Raw genomic sequence first — 15,647 nt, 5'->3', positions numbered from 1 at the left:
CTAAGCCTTCAGACCGGGCGACCGCCGAGACGTTCGCCCCAGGCTGCAGCGCCATGGCCAGGATCCGCGCCTTTTCGTCGTCCGACCACTCACGAGGCTTGCGTCTTCTTCGCACCGGCTCTGCGGTCAAAACCTCGAAGGTCCGAGGCCGATTCACACTGTCGTTCATAGGATTCTCCGCATGACTCATGCAGAAAATCGCCTATCAGCAGTCCGAAAGATACATGGGGTGGCCTACGCGCTTACTCGGATCCTGGAAGACGCAGACGTTCATCGCTGGCCTCAGATCGCATTCCATGGTCGCCCCATGGATCGTCAACGCACCAATGAATGCCGAGATATTCGAGACCTGGATCGAAACGCAACTCGTCCCAACTCTATCCAAGGGCGACGTCGTGATTGCCGACAATGTTCGCTTCCACAAAAGCGAAAAGGCCGAAAATCTCATCAGACAAAAAGGTGCCTGGCTGCTCTTTCTACCTGCGTACTCGCCCGATCTGAATCCGATCGAAATGGCCTTCTCGAAACTCAAGACGCTCCTACGAAAGAAAGCCGCAAGGAGTTTCGACGCAATATCAAATGCCCTGAGCGACATCTGTGCACTGTTCCCCGTCGAAGAATGTCGAAACTACTTCAGGGCCGCAGGGTATGAGGCGATTTAGACGCGACAAGCTTTAGGACGTCGAGCTACAGCCCCGCCAACGGTCAAGCAGTGCTTCGGCCGCACTCGAAGCATGACAGCATCCAGACCCGGCACCTCGATCCCCGTCCGACCGTCGACGCGTTCTTCATCCTTGCAGATATCTGTGACTTCCCATTCGTCTGGTACCGAGAACTCAATCGATCGAACTTCGCGGCTATGATTGATCAGGACGACAAACCGAAGTTCGGGCGAGAACGCGTGCTCCGTTACGGCAATTGCCGGATCGGCAACCTCTATCAAGCGCGACTTCCTGTTCGCCTTCGAGAACTGCGCATAGAGCCGCCAATAGGGATTGTCCTCACTAAACAAGGTTCCGGCAAATTCGACCTCAACTGGAAAAGCCAAAGCGTAAACATTACCCTTGCCGAGGCGATTGCTCCAGAAGACGGGATCGCCAGTATCGTCCCTCGTTGCAATGGCTTCGCCTGACGTCAATTTCACCCGTGTCTCGCCAGCTCCGAGTATTTCGATCTGATGGCCACCATCCAGGATCGTTGCGGACGCCGCCATCGGTGATTTAGACCGCGATACTATCTCGGCACCAAACGTTTCCACGAAATGGGGCACGATGCCGTCCTTGAAGGACACGTAAAGCGTCGCCCCTTCCCTGGCCCGCCGCAGCAGTTCGAGCCATACGCGCTTCGGTATGCAGTTGGGACCAGTCAACGAAGGCAGGATGTAGATGCCAGCTTCGGGAATCTCTTGATGAACGTGACAATAGGCGAGCTGCAACTTTGCTTGCTTGGCAAGGACAAACGATCCATAGGCGGCCGCCCAATCGTCCTGATTGTCCGACAGGATGCAGACAGCATCGATCGCTGCAGCAGGTAGCGTGCCATTTGGAACATGCCCCATCACCTTCTGGAATTTTGCGAACTCCTCCAAGACAGGTTTCGCCGTGTGGTCGGTCTTCACCAATCCGAGCTCGGTTTCGACGGCGAACCAATCATAGGGCGCATGACCGAGACCGGTTTGATCGTAGGCACACCACCATCCAAAGGCTCGGCAATCGTTCGCCCACAAGGACCACATGTTGACCCGAGCGAACTTCGCCGAAACTTCATCGCTGGCAATCATCGGACCCATTGTCCCGACTTCCTCGACGATACAGGGCTTGCCGCTGATATCGCGATAGAAGCTGGTTTCTGCGGTCGCGTGGAATGTCGTTCGGAAGTCATCGACGTGGCCGAGTTCGGCGTGGCGAACCCAGTACGGGTACGGATGCGTCGTCAGGATATCGGTCAACTCACCCTGATCTTCGATCAGCCACGGGTTCTTATGGCCTTTCAACCGCGAAGAAAGGGTATGCATGCCGGAGACGACCGACCGCGAAGGATCGGCGCGCTTGATGGCACTCGAAATGGCCGCGGTCCATGTATAGGCGACGTCCGGATTATCTGCGACGCCCATGCAATTGCATTCGTTTCCGAGATCCCATACCGCGATCGAACCCTCGTCCTTCAGGGCACTCACGAATTCTCGGACAAATCGTATCTGCCAGGCAATGCTCCTCGCGTCACTGATAGGATCCATGCCCTCCAGTGCCGGCGGAACAAACAGGCGGCCGCTCATCCATCCGGTAATCACACCGACAACGAGTTTGAGATCGTGCTTTTCGGCGAGAGCGCACATTTCCCGAAACCGGCCGATCATTGTCGAGGACAGTCCGGCCCGGCCAAGGGCATCGGTTCCAAGAGGCTCTTCGCGTAGCCGATATTCATAAGGGGCGGCGGAATGTGTTCGAAGCAGCTTGATCGGCTGAAAGTCGGGCCACAATGGGAAGACCCGCAACCAACGGACCCCATGCTTAACCAGGGCAGCCATGTCGGCATCAACGACGGACGGCTGCCAATCCTGCCACATGTTCGTCCCCGCATGGGATGCCCAGTAGTTGCATCCGAGTGCCAAGCCCCCCTGAGGAAAGAGCTTGATTGAATCATTCGCCAAACCGACCAAAACACATCTCCGAAATCGATTACGTAAGCGAATACACAAAATATCAAGACCCCACAAGTGCTGTAAAATCAGATATGTTTGACACTGTTCGTCGAGAGAATTAGGGGTAATCTCTATATCGTTTTCGGAGAGTTCCATGAGGAGCAATCGTGGTCGCGTTGATCGCCAGCCAAAACCAACGCTCAAAACGATCGCGCAGCTCACTGGGCTGACCCCTGCGACCGTCTCCCGTGCGCTCAACGATGCCGACGACATAAGCTCATCGACGAAAGAGCGCGTGAGGCTCGCGGCACGCCAGATAGGCTATCGCCCGGACCGCGCAGGGTTCAGACTTCGTACGGGCAAGTCACGCGTTATTGCCCTGGTGCTGAACATGGAAGATGAAATCCTTGGCATAGCCGGGCCGCTTGTAAACGGCGTCGCCGAGGTGCTCTCCCGTTCAGGCTATGGCATGGTGGTGGTGCCGGATAGCCCGCATGAGGACCCGTTGAAGGCCGTCGGAGAGGTTCTCGACAGCGGCATGGCCGATGGACTGATCATCACCCGTACCCAACCGATGGATCAGCGCGTTATCTTTTTGACGAACGAAGAGTTTCCGTTCGTCACCTTCGGTCGAACGCAGCTACGGAGTGTTCACGCCTCCGTCGATTTCGACAATGAGACCTTCGCTTATGAGAGCGTTCGACGGCTTGCGGACAACGGGCGGCGAAATATCGCGCTCCTGGCGCCACCGTCGCATCTGATGTTCTGCAAGCACATGTCGGACGGATTCCGCCGAGGCATCCGTGACTTTGGATGCGTGGAAGTACCGTTTGGCAACGTCGATCTCGACAGCCCCCTGGAGGATATTTTCAAGGAGGGGACACGCTGGCCATTCGAGAGCGGCTTGGTTGACGGCTTTGTCGCCGGCAGCGCAAGTACTGGTGTCGCTCTCCTTGCTGGACTCGAAAGCGTCGGAGCCCGGATCAAGGTCGATTTTGACATGGTTGCGAAAGAGCCGACGCGTTTCACCGAGTGGATCAGGCCCGAGATTATCGCCATAAACGAGGATATTCGTGCGGCCGGAAACGAATTGGCCCGCACTATCATTTCCGTAGCCAATGGCGTGGAACTGCCGAACCTGCAGTCACTCATTGCTCCGAAATTTCGTGACGCGTCGGTTTGATCCGACACCTTCGCTCCGGCCAATCCCTCTAGCCGGAGCCTATCTATGTGGGCTATTGCGCGCTCGGCGCCACCATCGGCGTTGGCCGATGAATTGTCATGCCCTAGTTGCCAAGCAGGCCGCGCGTGGCAAGGTTGCGCATGAGCGCGGCCGTCCCGAAGGTCCAGGGCGGGCATTCGGTCGACAAGGCCACCGTGTTGATCAGGCTGCCCAACTCAGCGTTCGAAATTGCTACCCTGTCGCCTATCTTGTGCGTAAAGCCCTGGCCGGGTGTATCGCGATCCTCGACCGGCGCAAAAAGGGTTCCCATGAACAGCATGAGCCCATCAGGATATTGATGGTGGCGACCAATCGTCTGGGCGACGAGATCGAGCGGATCGCGACTGATCTCCTTCATCGAACTGCTGCCATCAAGGACGAAACCGTCCCTGCCCTCGATCCGTAGTTCCAGTTCGGCGTTGCGCACGTCCGCGATCGAGTAAGTCTCGTCAAACAGGCGGATAAACGGCCCGATGGAGCAAGAGGCGTTGTTGTCCTTTGCCTTGCCGAGAAGAAGCGCCGAACGACCCTCGATATCGCGCAGGTTGACATCGTTGCCGAGTGTCGCCCCCTTCACGCGCCCCCGGCTGTCGACGGCCAGCACGATCTCGGGCTCGGGATTGTTCCAGTTCGACACCGGATGAAGTCCAACGGAGGCGCCCCAGCCGACGGAGGACAGCACCTGCGCCTTGGTAAAGACCTCTGCGTCTGGTCCGATACCCACTTCCAGATATTGCGACCAGAGGCCGACCTCGATCAATGCCTCCTTGACCTTTGCTGCTTCCTCCGATCCGGCACGCAGGTCGCGCAAGCTATCCCCGATAACCGCCGTCACGCGTTCGCGTATCGAGCGCGCCATGTCCGGGTTTCCGGCAGCTCTTTCTTCGATCACCCGCTCGAGCATCGATCTCGCGAAGGTGACACCGCACGCCTTCACCGCCTGCAGGTCACAGGGTGCAAGCATCGAAAATGGGGCATGGTCGGGTAGATCCGGGTCCATGATCGCTCCCAGCGACGCGACGATTTCGCCGGGCTGCGCGCGAACGAACGAGACCGGATCGTCTTTCTCCAGCAGGTCGCGCATCGTCGGCGCCTCGGCACAGGTGATATCGAACACCATTCCGTCGCGCACGACGACCACGGACGGACCGCCAAACTCGGAGCGGAATATCCGGCCAGCAAACGTGCCGCATTCGAACGAATTCAGTGCCATGAGGAACTCCAGTCCAAAGTCATCGAACTTGTGAGGGTTTTGCCGGGCTGAAGAACCGTCAGCCCGGGCATACCGGGAAGATTGTGCGCATCCACCGGATGAGAAACAGGCTCGAAACAGAAGAAATCCGCATCCGACCCGGGCGAATAGACGACAGTAACGTCGAGATTGTCAGATGCGCTCAAGCGAAAGGAGACGGCATCAGGGCCTTGTTCGACATCGCAGGAGCCCAGCCAGCCAGTGAACGCATTGTTGATCCACTCGGCCGGCAAAGGGGTCGGCGCCGAGAAATCCCAACAACCGTCCGCATCAATATCGACCAATGTCAGCGGCAGATGTCTTTCATTCTCCAGCCAGACTTTGTTCGCTGAAAACCGAACTGTTGTTCGTGCGCTTCGCGGAAACCAGGGATGAAACCCGATGCCGAAAGGCAAGGCCGTCGGTGATGTCGATGTCACCTCCAAACGCACGACAAGCCGGGTTTGCGACAAGACGAGCGTCTGCTTTGCATCATATCGGAACGGACCAATACTACCGTGAGGACAATGCAGCGTGATCGTCGATGTATCCCGCCCGGCGATCAGCCACTCCCGCATGAACGCATCTCCGTGAATCGGAAGCTCTTGACCGCCCAAATTGGGACTGACGGCGTGGAAGTGCTCGCCGAATACAAACCCTCCCTGCGATATCCGGTTGGAGAAGGGAACCAGAACATTACAGCCCAGAGCGAAAGGACCATCAGTGATCCGCCCGCTCCACGGCCGCAGGAGAGGCCGATACCTCCCCTCGGCGTCGCGAACATCAAGCCGCGCCAGACCGCCACCCAAGCTGGGAACAACGGCGACGCGGGCTTTGTCGTTCTCCAGAACGATCTCCTGCGGATGCAATTACCAGCCTCCGTCGATGGCAAAATTCTGGCCCGAGATCATATCGGACGCCGGCGACACCAGAAAGAGAACGAGGCTCGCGACATGGTCGGGCTCGATGCGCTTCTTCAGGCACTGACGGTCCAGAACCCAGTCGCTATATTGCTGCAGCCGATCCCCGAACACGCGCTCTTCTGCTTCGGAAACCACCGCGCCCGGCGAGACGGCATTGACGTTGATGCCATACGGACCGAGTTCACGGGCGAGCCCCTTGGTCAGACCGAGCATCGCGCCTTTCGACGCCACATAAGGCACATAGCCGTCCCACTGCCCGTTCATGGTGATTGACGTGAAATTGAGGATCTTTCCGCTTCGCTTCGGTTTCATGAACGGCGCGACTGCCCGCACCACCGCAAAAGCGGCGGATGAGTTGACCCGGATTTGATCCTCATATTCCTCCAGGCTAAACGCCTCGAACGGCCTGTTGATGATCAAGGCGGCGTTGTTTATAAGGATGTCGATGCCACCTAGGGCTTTGGCTTCCTCGCTGACAATTTCCTCCGTGACCTGCAGCTGGTTGAGATCGCAACCGAGGAACCGAACGCCGGCTCCAAGTTCTGCCGCTTTCTGCGCGCCGTCTTCGATGTCTGGCCGATCAAGAACGATCACGGAAGCGCCTTCGGCATGAAGCCGTAGCACCTGAGCCCTTCCCAGAGTTCCGAGGCCTCCTGTTATCAGGGCCGTCTTTCCTTCTAGCATTCCCATTGGCTTTTCCTCAGAGCACCGACTGAACTTCTTCGATCGTCGTGTCGCCGATCCGCTTGTCGAGCACGACTTGGCCACGGGCCATGGCGACAACCCGATCACAGCATTCGAAGACATGGTGCATGTTGTGACTGATGAAGATGCCGGTTACGTTCTGCTCTTTCAGGGAACGAACGAAACCGATGACCTTGTTGGTTTCCTTGACCGAAAGGTGATTGGTCGGCTCATCAAGGATCATCACCTTCGATTTGAAGTGCATGGCACGCGCAATGGCGACGCCCTGCCGCTGCCCGCCAGACAGCTCGCCGACAAGGGCATCCGGCGATCTCAGATGCAAATCCACATTGCTGATGGCCTTGACGCTCTCCTCACGCATCCTGCCCATGTCCATGACACCGACGCCTGCAATCGAAAACCGCATGGGCTCCCGACCGATGAAGAGGTTGCGCGCGATCGACATGGTCGGGACCATGGAGTTGTATTGATAGATGGTCTCGATGCCGAGCCGCATCGAGTCGCGAGGGCCAGAAATGGCGACCTTTTGGCCCTCCACGAAGATCTCGCCCTCGTCCTGTCGCTGGACGCCTGACAAGATGTTGATCAGGGTGGACTTTCCAGCACCGTTGTCGCCAATCAGCCCGACAGCTTCGTTCCGCGCGAAATCGATCGAAACACCTTTGACGGCATGAACACCCGAATACCATTTGTGCAGGTTTTTAACCGAAACGATGGGTTCGTTCATGGCTCACACCTCCACCTTGATTGCCTTGGCGCGCTTGCGCAGCCAAGAGTTTGCAATAACCGCGAAGATCGTCAGCGATCCGATAGCGAACTTGAACCAGTTGGCGTCGACCTGGCTAAGGATGAGGCCATTGTCGATGACGCGGATTAGCGCCACACCGATAATCCCTCCGAGAACAGCGCCGATGCCGCCTGTCAATGCAGTTCCGCCAATGACCGCAGCCGCGACAGCCTGCAATTCCATGCCTTCCCCGATGGATGGCAAGGGAGAGCCGAGGCGCAAGACCTGGATCAACCCAGCAAATCCACTCAGAACCGAGCATAGGATGAAGCAGGCAATTTTGACGCGCGCCGTGGGGATGCCCATCGCATTTGCTGCGGGAAGAAAGCCGCCAGTCGCACGCACCCAATTGCCGAAATTCGTGCGGCTCAGCAGCAAGGACACGAGGATTGCGACAGCGACGAACCAGATAAAGGACATACGGAAGAGCTCACCCGGTCCGACGAAACTGACAAATAGCCAGGTCGGTAGATCCGCCGACAGCAACGGCGGAAACCCACCGGAGACCACCACCGTTAGCGAGCGCGCCACAAACATCATTCCGAGCGTCGTGATAAAGCTCGGGATGGCGAACTGGATCGTGAGAAAGCCGTTCAGGAAGCCGATTGCGACGCACACTAGCAATCCCGCCGCCAGCGCCACGGAAAAGGGGACATCATGGGTCATTAGGACCGCGACCGTCATCGGCATCAACGCGAACACCGCGCCAACCGAGAGGTCGAACTCGCCACATATCATCAAGACGGTCACGCCGATGGCGACCAAGGCCATCTCGGGCAAGATTCCGAACACGCCTCGCAGGTTGCCAGCGGTAATGAATAGTCCTCCTGACCGGCTCTGAAACAGGAAGATCAAAACGACCAGCAGAAGGAGAGCGGCAAGCTCTGGCTTCTCCATATAAATCTTCAGAAGTCTTTTCATTAAGCAATCTCCAGAGTGGAAGGGGCTCATGAGTGATCCCCTTCCTGCCTTTGACTTAGCGCAGGCCCTTAGCGGACAGATCCATGATCATGCCTGCATCCGCCGGGCGCACGATGCCTTGGCCCGTATCGATGTTCGACGGCGCAAGACCCAGCTTCTTGGCGAGGTAAACTTCCATCACCGGCATGAAACCTTGCATGTATGGCTGCTGGTCGACCTCGGCCTGCACATAGCCGGCCTGCATCTGCTGGACCACTTCAGGAACGAGGTCGAAACCGCCGAGCAGAACCTTGCCGGGCGCAATGCCGCGATCCTTCAGAACTCGTGCGACCGATGCATGCCAGAAACCCGTGTCGAGATAGGCGGTGGTTTCGGGATGCGCGTTGAGGTAGGCGCCGACACGGTCTGCGGTCACAGCAAGGTCAGTTCCGCTGTCGATGCGGTCCCAAGAAATATCCCGCGCGGGGTTGGCAGCCTTATATTCTTCAAGAAAATCAATGACACCCCGCCCGCGCGCCTCCGACCAGTTCTGCCCAGGCGCGGAGACGCCAACCAGAACCTTGACCGGCCCATCCTTCGGAAAACTCTCGGAGATCGCCTTGCCGAGCGAATGACCGGCCGGCCGGAAGCCCTGGCCGACGAACGCCGCGCGTTTGTTACCGTCGGCCCCCTTACTGTCATCAACGTTGACGCCAATCACAACAACGCCGTCTTTGACCGCGCGATCAATCACGTCGTCGAGCGCCTTGTCGTCAACGATCGAGGTCAAGAGCGCGTCAGGCTTGCGAGCAAGTGCTGCTTCAATGTTCGACAGCTGCTGCTCGACCGATCCTTCGGTTTGCGTGAAGACCATCTGGCAGTTCGCGCCGATCTTCTCGCAGGCGTCGTCGAAGCCCTTCTTGACCGCCTGCCAGAAGGTATTTGATGCCGACGAATGGTGCGCAAAAACGATGTTCAGCGGTTCGGCCTGTGCGATGCTCGTAGTGGCTAAAAGGGCAAGCCCCCATGCACCGCAGATAATGCTCTTTCTCATGCCTTTTCCTCCCAGGTTTGCGTGTTACTTCAGTTACAAAGTCAGATGCTTACGGAGTTCGATATGCGGCGAGACACCGTGAATGCCTTATCGAGATCGGGATGCAGTTCCATGCCCAATCCGGCACCAGGCGGCACGGTGATCATTCCGTTTTTCACCTCGGGCAATGCCGTGACGAGATCGCGATACCAGGTTTTGTAGAAGGCCCGCACACTCTCCTGGACAAGCGCATTGGGCGCGTTGAGCGAAAGATGCGTCGAGGCGCAAAGCACGACGGGCCCGGTACAATCATGAGGCGCGACCGGCAGATGCCAGGCTTCCGCCATCGCAGCTATCTTCCTTGCTTCCGACAGTCCCCCGCACCAGCTGATGTCGAGCATCACAACGCCAGCCGCCCCGGTCTCCAACAGATCGCGGAAGGCCCAGCGCGAACCCAGCGTTTCCGATGCCGAAATCGGTGCGGGCGACACGGCCGCGTAGCGTCCGAGACTGGAGAGACTGTCCATCTTGATCGGATCTTCGTGCCAGAATGTCTGGTAGGGCGTCAGCGCCTTTGCGATCTGCATGGCAGGCAGCAGTTGCCACATCGAATGGAACTCGACCATGATGTCCATCCTGTCGCCCACGGCCGAACGAATTTTCTCGAACGGCTCCAGCGCCCGCCTGAGATCCGGTGAGGAAATGTACTGGCCGCGGGCCTTCTCCGCCGCGATATCGAAGGGCCATATCTTCATGGCCGTTATCCCTTCTTCAAGCAGGGAGTGGGCGAGTTCGTCGGCGTGAAGAAGGAAGCCATTCAGATCGTCGTAAGCGTTGGTCGCAGATGTCGCCAGATCGTAGTTAGCCGTCGTTTGGCCGGTTGCCTTCTTGATGTATTCCGTACCGGCGCAGGTATTGTAAGTGCGGATTTCGCGACGGCTGAATCCGCCCAACAGCTGTGCAATCGGCTGTCCGGTTGCCTTGCCAAAGATGTCCCACAGTGCAATGTCAAATGCCGAGTTGCCCCGCACCTCAGCCCCTGACGACCGAAATCCGAGATAACCGACGAGATCTGCGGCCAGGAGATCGATCTGCAGCGGGTCGCGTCCAATAACGCGTGGCGCTACGTATTCGTGAATGTAGGCTTCCACGGTCTCTGCACCGAAGAAAGTCTCCCCGAGACCGGTAATTCCTTCATCCGTATGGACCAGTACCCAGAGCAGGTTCTGGCGTTCCGCGACACGCACGGTCTCTAGTTTCGTGATTTTCATAAGATGCTTCCCTATGCGACGCCGGCTGCCAGCAACGCCTTCACGCTCTCTTCAAAATGCTGGGCCATCAATTGGCTTGCAGCCTGGGGGTCACCCGCAACAATCGCCTCGGCGATCGCGACATGCAGGTCGTTCATGGCATGCCGCTCATTGTCAGATGATCGACTGCGCCATCCGATTGGCCATGTCTGTCTCGAGACACCCTGAAATGCGCCGACAATCATCGCGAAGATCGGGTTCTTGGAGGCGCGAGCAATCTCAAGATGAAATGCCAGGTCGCTCTCCATGACCCGTTCCGCCGCATCGAAATTTGTACGCATCGCCTCGGCATGCTCAAGAATCGCACGGGCTTCATCATTGGAGCGGCGCAGCGCCGCGAGTGTTGCCGTCCGCACTTCAATGGTCCGGCGCACGTCATAGATTTGCTGGACATTGATTTGTGCGGTGTCAATGCCATGCTCGATCATCAGCGACATCGCACCATGATCCAGTTGCGCGACCATCGCTCGCTTGCCGACACGCAGGTCGATGAGCCTCATTGCTGCAAGCGACCGGAATGCCTCGCGCACCACTGTGCGCGATACGCTGAGCTCTTTAGACAACGCTCCTTCGCTTGGCAGGCGATCGCCCGGGCCCAGTTCGTTCATGCGGATATGAGCGGTGATCGCTCCAATCGCATTGCTGACCAGCCCCGCGTTTCCGACTACCTCCGAAACAGTCGCCATGATAACTCCGTTTAAAAGTTCAAAACCTGTATGACAGCTTTCATTGATTTATGCGTATTTTATGATTACCCTGTCTGTCAACAGTCAATATTCGGACCGGGGGTTTCTGTGGGAATAAATGTTGAGGTGGCTCTGACGGCGGCCAACATCGTGGGGGAGAGCGCAGTATGGGATGACCACAGGCAGCGCCTGCTGTGGGTCGATATTGTTGGACGAGCCATCCATGCCCTGACGCCGGCAACGGGTGAGTACCAAAGCTGGCCGACGCCTGACATGCCAACCTCGATCGGACTGAGGCAAGACGGCGGAGCGATTGTCGGCCTCGCCACCACGATTGCGCTTTGGGATTACGGAGACGTGTTCCGGACGGTTGCGACAGTAGAGCCCGGGACGACCGGCAATCGATTGAATGAAGGCGTCGTCGGTCCGGATGGCGCCTTTTGGGTCGGCACAATGCAGAACAACATCGCCGCTGACGGCACGCCATTGGCAATGAACGGCGAGAAGGGTCGGCTCTACCGTTACACCCCCGATGGCAGGGTGCTACCCTTGACGAACGATCTATTCGGCATCACCAACACCTTGGTCTGGCCGGGTGACGGTACCGTGCTGACGGCGGACACGCTTCAAAACACGATCTACTCTTATGAGATCGCCGGCTCTATGCTCCGCAACCGCGTTCCAGTATTTGCCGGCTTCGAGCGAGGCCTTCCAGATGGCTCGTGCCTAGACGACGAGGGGTTCATCTGGAATTGCCGCGTCGCCCGTGGTGGCTGCATCGTCCGCTTAGATCCAAAGGGACGCGTGGACCGGGTCGTTGACCTGCCGGTTTCCCAGCCAACAAGCTGCACTTTTGGCGGCCATGACCTTTCCACTCTTTTCGTCACTTCCGCCCGGTTTTCGATGACGGACGAAGAGGTAAGGGGAAATCCGCTCGAAGGCGCCCTGCTCGCCATTAACATGGGAAAGCGCGGCCGAAGGGCAAATCGCTTCGGGTAGATCCCATCGCCAGCGGCAAGATAGGTATAGGCTGCACGCACAATCGGGAATGAGGTATTACCCGCGCATCAGAACTTGATTGCCGGCGTACTTTAGTTCCGCCTCTGCAACCGATCGAACATTGGCAAGTTCTCCGGATGCCGCCTATTGTCCGGCAGCCTATGGTTACGCCACCTATGGAGAAGCGGTAGGAGCCCATGCGGCTCGTCTTTCACCTGCAGCCGTAACCTGCCAGCTCCCGGCCGCTCGGACATCGGCGTGCGGAACCACTTCCGGCGCTTTGTCGGCCTCTCTGAAATGCGGTAATCTCATTCGCTTTGCGAGCGATGGGTTCTTCTCCAGGTGTCGTTCTTCGAACGCGGTGCACCCCTCCGCCTTTTGCGCATTGTCGCCCAGCTTACAGCCAATGAGAAAGTCGCATGTGCTGGTCATGTCTACTTTCCAGGTCATGAATCGCAGCCGACTTCGAGCACCGCCGCATTGTCCTGGTGCTCTCGCAGCCCCTTGTAGGAGGCGTGCCGAAGCTTTCCATCATGCGTCCATGCTCGATACTCAACTTCGGCGATGAGGGTCGGCTGCACCCAGACAATGTCCTTCTGGCGGCCGTCGTACACGACTGGCGGCCGCCTTCTGACGATGCGGTCCAGCAGTTTCCGAAGCGCGGCCGCGCTATTTTCATTGAAACCCGTGCCAACGTTGCCAACATAAATCCACGCGTCCCCCTTTCGAGCAGCCAGCAGCAGACTGCCGATCCCTCCTCGCGCCACAGGCGATGGCTCGTATCCGACCACGATAAAGCTGTCGCGCTGGACGCATTTGATCTTGACCCAATCGCCAAGGCGACCTGATCGATAACTGCTGTCCTTGTGCTTGGCGATTATCCCTTCGAGCCCATGCCGGGATGCAGCGGCAAAAATCTCACGGCCATCACCATCAATGGTATCGGACAGGCGGATAGCGCCATCCTCGTTTCGCAAGAGTGACTCCAGAAAGTAGCGCCGCGCCGTCAGTTCCAAGCTGCGGATATCGTGACCGTCGAAATAAAGCAGATCAAAAGCCATCATCATCGCCTGGCCGGACCGAAGCTTGCCTCCTCGTCCCCCGAGCGAGTTCTGCAGCATTCCGAAGTGAGGGCGACCTTCGGGATCGAGGACTACCGCCTCCCCGTCGATGATGGCGCTCCCAACATCCAGTGCCTTAGCCGCCTGGTCAATGTGTGGGAAGCGATGCGTCCAGTCGTGTCCGCCACGCGTCAGGATGCGAACGTTACCCTTGTTGAGGTGGACCGCGATCCGATACCCATCCCACTTTACTTCATAGAACCATTCGTCGCCGACCGGCGGGCGCGGCTTCAAAAGCGCCAGGCACGGCTCGATCCGGTCGGGCATTGGGTCGAATGGCAGCTGAGGCTGCTTGGGGTCGCGCGGCTCTCGTGGACGGGAACGGATTGGCTGGTAGTCGGCCAGCAACGGCCGTTCACGAGGAGCCTTCACCATTAGCCAGCCTTTTTCATCTCGGCGATGTCGTCGGGAAGTACGAGCATGCCTGCCTCGTGGGCAGCATCGACGAACGCGGCCCTGGCTGTATCGGCATCGGTATAAAATTCCAAGGCCTCCACCGATCGCATCAGCGCACTGTGAAATTTCTCGCCGCCGCGATGATGCCATTTGCCGCTGAGCAGCATGGCCGCCAGTTGGTCGACGGTCTCCGCTTTTCGATATCGTCCCATGCCATCGATTTCGACCTGCAGGGGCTTAATAAACACGGGAAGATCGACGGCCATGGCGAAACTCCTTGACATATCTCCGCCCACTAAAATGCCAAGTGATTCGTTTGTCTAGGGGAGTGAAAATATATAAGTCCAGCGGAACAAAAGCGTCGCATGGGAGTTAACCTTTCCCCTGAAGGATAGCCGTTTCCATTTGGAAAACACTTCTCTGGGTCCACTCTGATGTGGCTTTTTGCGGGATTGCTCAACTCTTTATATCAGTCATCACTAAATCAAAGAGCGTTGTGTCGTTGCCCAGCGAGCAATGGTGCATCAATCTGCGCTGGATTCCCGTACCTCCCGGGCGCACCAACTGGCAGGTCCTTTTTGCGCTCAGTTCCCACAGTTGATCATCGCTCAGATCTTGGCTTCCAACCCCGCGTTAGACCGCTGCTCATGCATTTCTGAGCGGTATCGAGCTGGTCTCGAAGGAAGCGGCAGTCGTCGATCAGTGTGGCAATCGTGGCATGCAGATCGCCATCGTGCCACTCTATAGCTTGATCGACTGGACTAATTTCCTCGCGCACTTGCTTCATCGCAGACATGACATTTCCTTTGTCGTCTTCGGTTTCATCGGACAGGATTTGTTAAGGTCACCCGGCGTCACTGCTCGGCGAACATGCGCGTCATGCGGCGTGTACCAGCAAGGTGGATTAGATGAGTGATCCTGGTAAACTCAACTGGCATGGGCGGATCGATTTCCTCCGGTACTCCAAGTTCCAGCCGACGTTGGGATCGCAATGCGACCGGACAAATCACAAGCTTCGACTTCGAACTCGGCACACTCGCCAGCTTTCACTCTCATTAACTCCAGCATCCAGCGAGCCCTCCCCACACCAGGAACAGGAAGCTCTTCCGATGGCATAACGCTTACCCTCCATCGCGTGGCCGAGGCCGTTGGCTGACCGAAGTCCGTTGCCTCGCTCTGTCGGCGCCACCGCCGAATAATCAATCCCAGTGTGCCGGACTTTTCCGCCGCCAGTTGCAGCCGTCGGGACGCCGTCATCGGCAGTCGAACCAATTCAGCAACGACGGCTCCTAGTGCACCGTAGGAAAGGGCTTCCTCCATCGACGCGAGAACATCCTCCTCTCGATCCGCTTCGACGAATATTACCCGGTTCGGGTGAAGGCCGACCTGCGCCAGCGCAGGAAAGAAGAGATCCGGTCGGGTAAGGCACCAAATCACTTTCCCTTTCGTGCGAGCGGCGACCCCGGCTGCAAAAAGGGCTGCGGCTGCCCCATCCACGGCCCCCGCACCACCGCCCGCGAACTCGTGGATCGCTCCCAATGCCAGCCCCCCACCAGGCAGATGGCTATCAATTTCCGGCACACCAAATGGCAGGGCGCATTTCCGTCGCGATAGGGCGCCATCAAGATGAGAAATACGCTCGCGAAGCTCGGAAATAACGGGGTTTGCGCTCGCATGCGCCATCTGTAGCCTT

15 protein-coding genes and 1 pseudogene are annotated in these 15,647 nt (G+C 57.8%); 3 read left to right on the top strand and 13 right to left on the bottom strand.

The annotated features are described in order from the left end of the window. Positions 1-169: transposase (locus tag AC1DE4_RS25080; RefSeq protein ID WP_477883588.1), on the bottom strand; the 169-nt coding region annotated here is incomplete at its 3' end. 79 nt (positions 170-248) lie between these two features. Between AC1DE4_RS25080 and AC1DE4_RS25075 the strand changes: the two are divergent. Next, a pseudogene (locus AC1DE4_RS25075) lies at positions 249-662 on the top strand (transposase); the annotation flags it as partial. On the opposite strand, the gene AC1DE4_RS25070 reads toward AC1DE4_RS25075, so the two are convergent. Next, positions 659-2,566, bottom strand: a complete 1,908-nt coding sequence (locus AC1DE4_RS25070; RefSeq protein WP_192240515.1) for a glycoside hydrolase 5 family protein — start codon at positions 2,564-2,566, stop codon at positions 659-661. The pseudogene AC1DE4_RS25075 and the gene AC1DE4_RS25070 overlap by 4 nt on opposite strands. Positions 2,567-2,795: 229 nt before the next feature. Between AC1DE4_RS25070 and AC1DE4_RS25065 the strand changes: the two genes are divergently transcribed. Beyond that, positions 2,796-3,824 carry a LacI family transcriptional regulator gene (locus tag AC1DE4_RS25065; protein ID WP_169682065.1) on the top strand — a complete coding sequence of 343 codons (1,029 nt, stop codon included), beginning with the start codon at positions 2,796-2,798 and terminating at the stop codon, positions 3,822-3,824. Positions 3,825-3,927: 103 nt separating this feature from the next. Here the strand turns inward: AC1DE4_RS25065 and AC1DE4_RS25060 are convergent, their stop codons facing one another. The 8 genes from AC1DE4_RS25060 to AC1DE4_RS25025 are packed head-to-tail and all read right to left on the bottom strand — an operon-like array spanning position 3,928 to position 11,438. Beyond that, entirely contained in the window at positions 3,928-5,076 is a 1,149-nt protein-coding gene (locus AC1DE4_RS25060; RefSeq protein WP_169682064.1) for a fumarylacetoacetate hydrolase family protein, read from the bottom strand. Then, positions 5,067-5,963 (bottom strand): aldose 1-epimerase, encoded by an 897-nt coding sequence (locus tag AC1DE4_RS25055; RefSeq protein WP_169682063.1) that lies wholly within the window; start codon positions 5,961-5,963, stop codon positions 5,067-5,069. The genes AC1DE4_RS25060 and AC1DE4_RS25055 overlap by 10 nt, the downstream gene beginning before the upstream one ends. Then, positions 5,964-6,707, bottom strand: a complete 744-nt coding sequence (locus tag AC1DE4_RS25050; RefSeq protein WP_169682062.1) for an SDR family oxidoreductase — start codon at positions 6,705-6,707, stop codon at positions 5,964-5,966. Positions 6,708-6,717: 10 nt separating this feature from the next. After that, positions 6,718-7,449: an ATP-binding cassette domain-containing protein gene (locus AC1DE4_RS25045; protein WP_169682061.1), complete on the bottom strand. Its 732-nt coding sequence runs from the start codon at positions 7,447-7,449 to the stop codon at positions 6,718-6,720. Positions 7,450-7,452: 3 nt separating this feature from the next. Then, entirely contained in the window at positions 7,453-8,430 is a 978-nt protein-coding gene (locus AC1DE4_RS25040; RefSeq protein ID WP_169682060.1) for an ABC transporter permease, read from the bottom strand. Positions 8,431-8,485: 55 nt separating this feature from the next. Next, on the bottom strand, positions 8,486-9,463 hold the full coding sequence (locus AC1DE4_RS25035; protein WP_169682059.1) for a sugar ABC transporter substrate-binding protein: 978 nt from the start codon (positions 9,461-9,463) through the stop codon (positions 8,486-8,488). Between the two features lie 41 nt (positions 9,464-9,504). After that, positions 9,505-10,713: a mandelate racemase/muconate lactonizing enzyme family protein gene (locus AC1DE4_RS25030; RefSeq protein WP_169682058.1), complete on the bottom strand. Its 1,209-nt coding sequence runs from the start codon at positions 10,711-10,713 to the stop codon at positions 9,505-9,507. 11 nt (positions 10,714-10,724) lie between these two features. Next, complete coding sequence (locus AC1DE4_RS25025; protein WP_169682057.1) at positions 10,725-11,438, bottom strand: FadR/GntR family transcriptional regulator; 714 nt, start codon at positions 11,436-11,438, stop codon at positions 10,725-10,727. Positions 11,439-11,546: 108 nt separating this feature from the next. On the opposite strand from AC1DE4_RS25025, the gene AC1DE4_RS25020 reads away from it, so the two are divergent. After that, the gene (locus tag AC1DE4_RS25020; protein ID WP_312867263.1) at positions 11,547-12,437 is read left to right on the top strand and encodes an SMP-30/gluconolactonase/LRE family protein; all 891 of its coding nucleotides are present in this window, start codon (positions 11,547-11,549) and stop codon (positions 12,435-12,437) included. A gap of 446 nt (positions 12,438-12,883) precedes the next feature. Here AC1DE4_RS25020 and ligD read toward each other — a convergent pair whose 3' ends face one another. The 3 genes from ligD to AC1DE4_RS25005 form a co-directional block, all read right to left on the bottom strand. Next, positions 12,884-13,933, bottom strand: a complete 1,050-nt coding sequence (ligD, locus tag AC1DE4_RS25015; protein ID WP_169682056.1) for a non-homologous end-joining DNA ligase — start codon at positions 13,931-13,933, stop codon at positions 12,884-12,886. Next, entirely contained in the window at positions 13,933-14,220 is a 288-nt protein-coding gene (locus tag AC1DE4_RS25010) for a DUF982 domain-containing protein (protein ID WP_018856289.1), read from the bottom strand. The genes ligD and AC1DE4_RS25010 overlap by 1 nt, the downstream gene beginning before the upstream one ends. Positions 14,221-14,881: 661 nt before the next feature. Beyond that, the gene (locus tag AC1DE4_RS25005; protein ID WP_169682055.1) at positions 14,882-15,637 is read right to left on the bottom strand and encodes an ImuA family protein; all 756 of its coding nucleotides are present in this window, start codon (positions 15,635-15,637) and stop codon (positions 14,882-14,884) included. Between the last annotated feature and the right edge of the window lie 10 nt (positions 15,638-15,647).

This window comes from Rhizobium sp. 10N414 (genome assembly GCF_056394785.1).
Note: the sequence above shows the minus strand (reverse complement) of the source record. Positions and strands in the feature narration are given on the sequence as shown.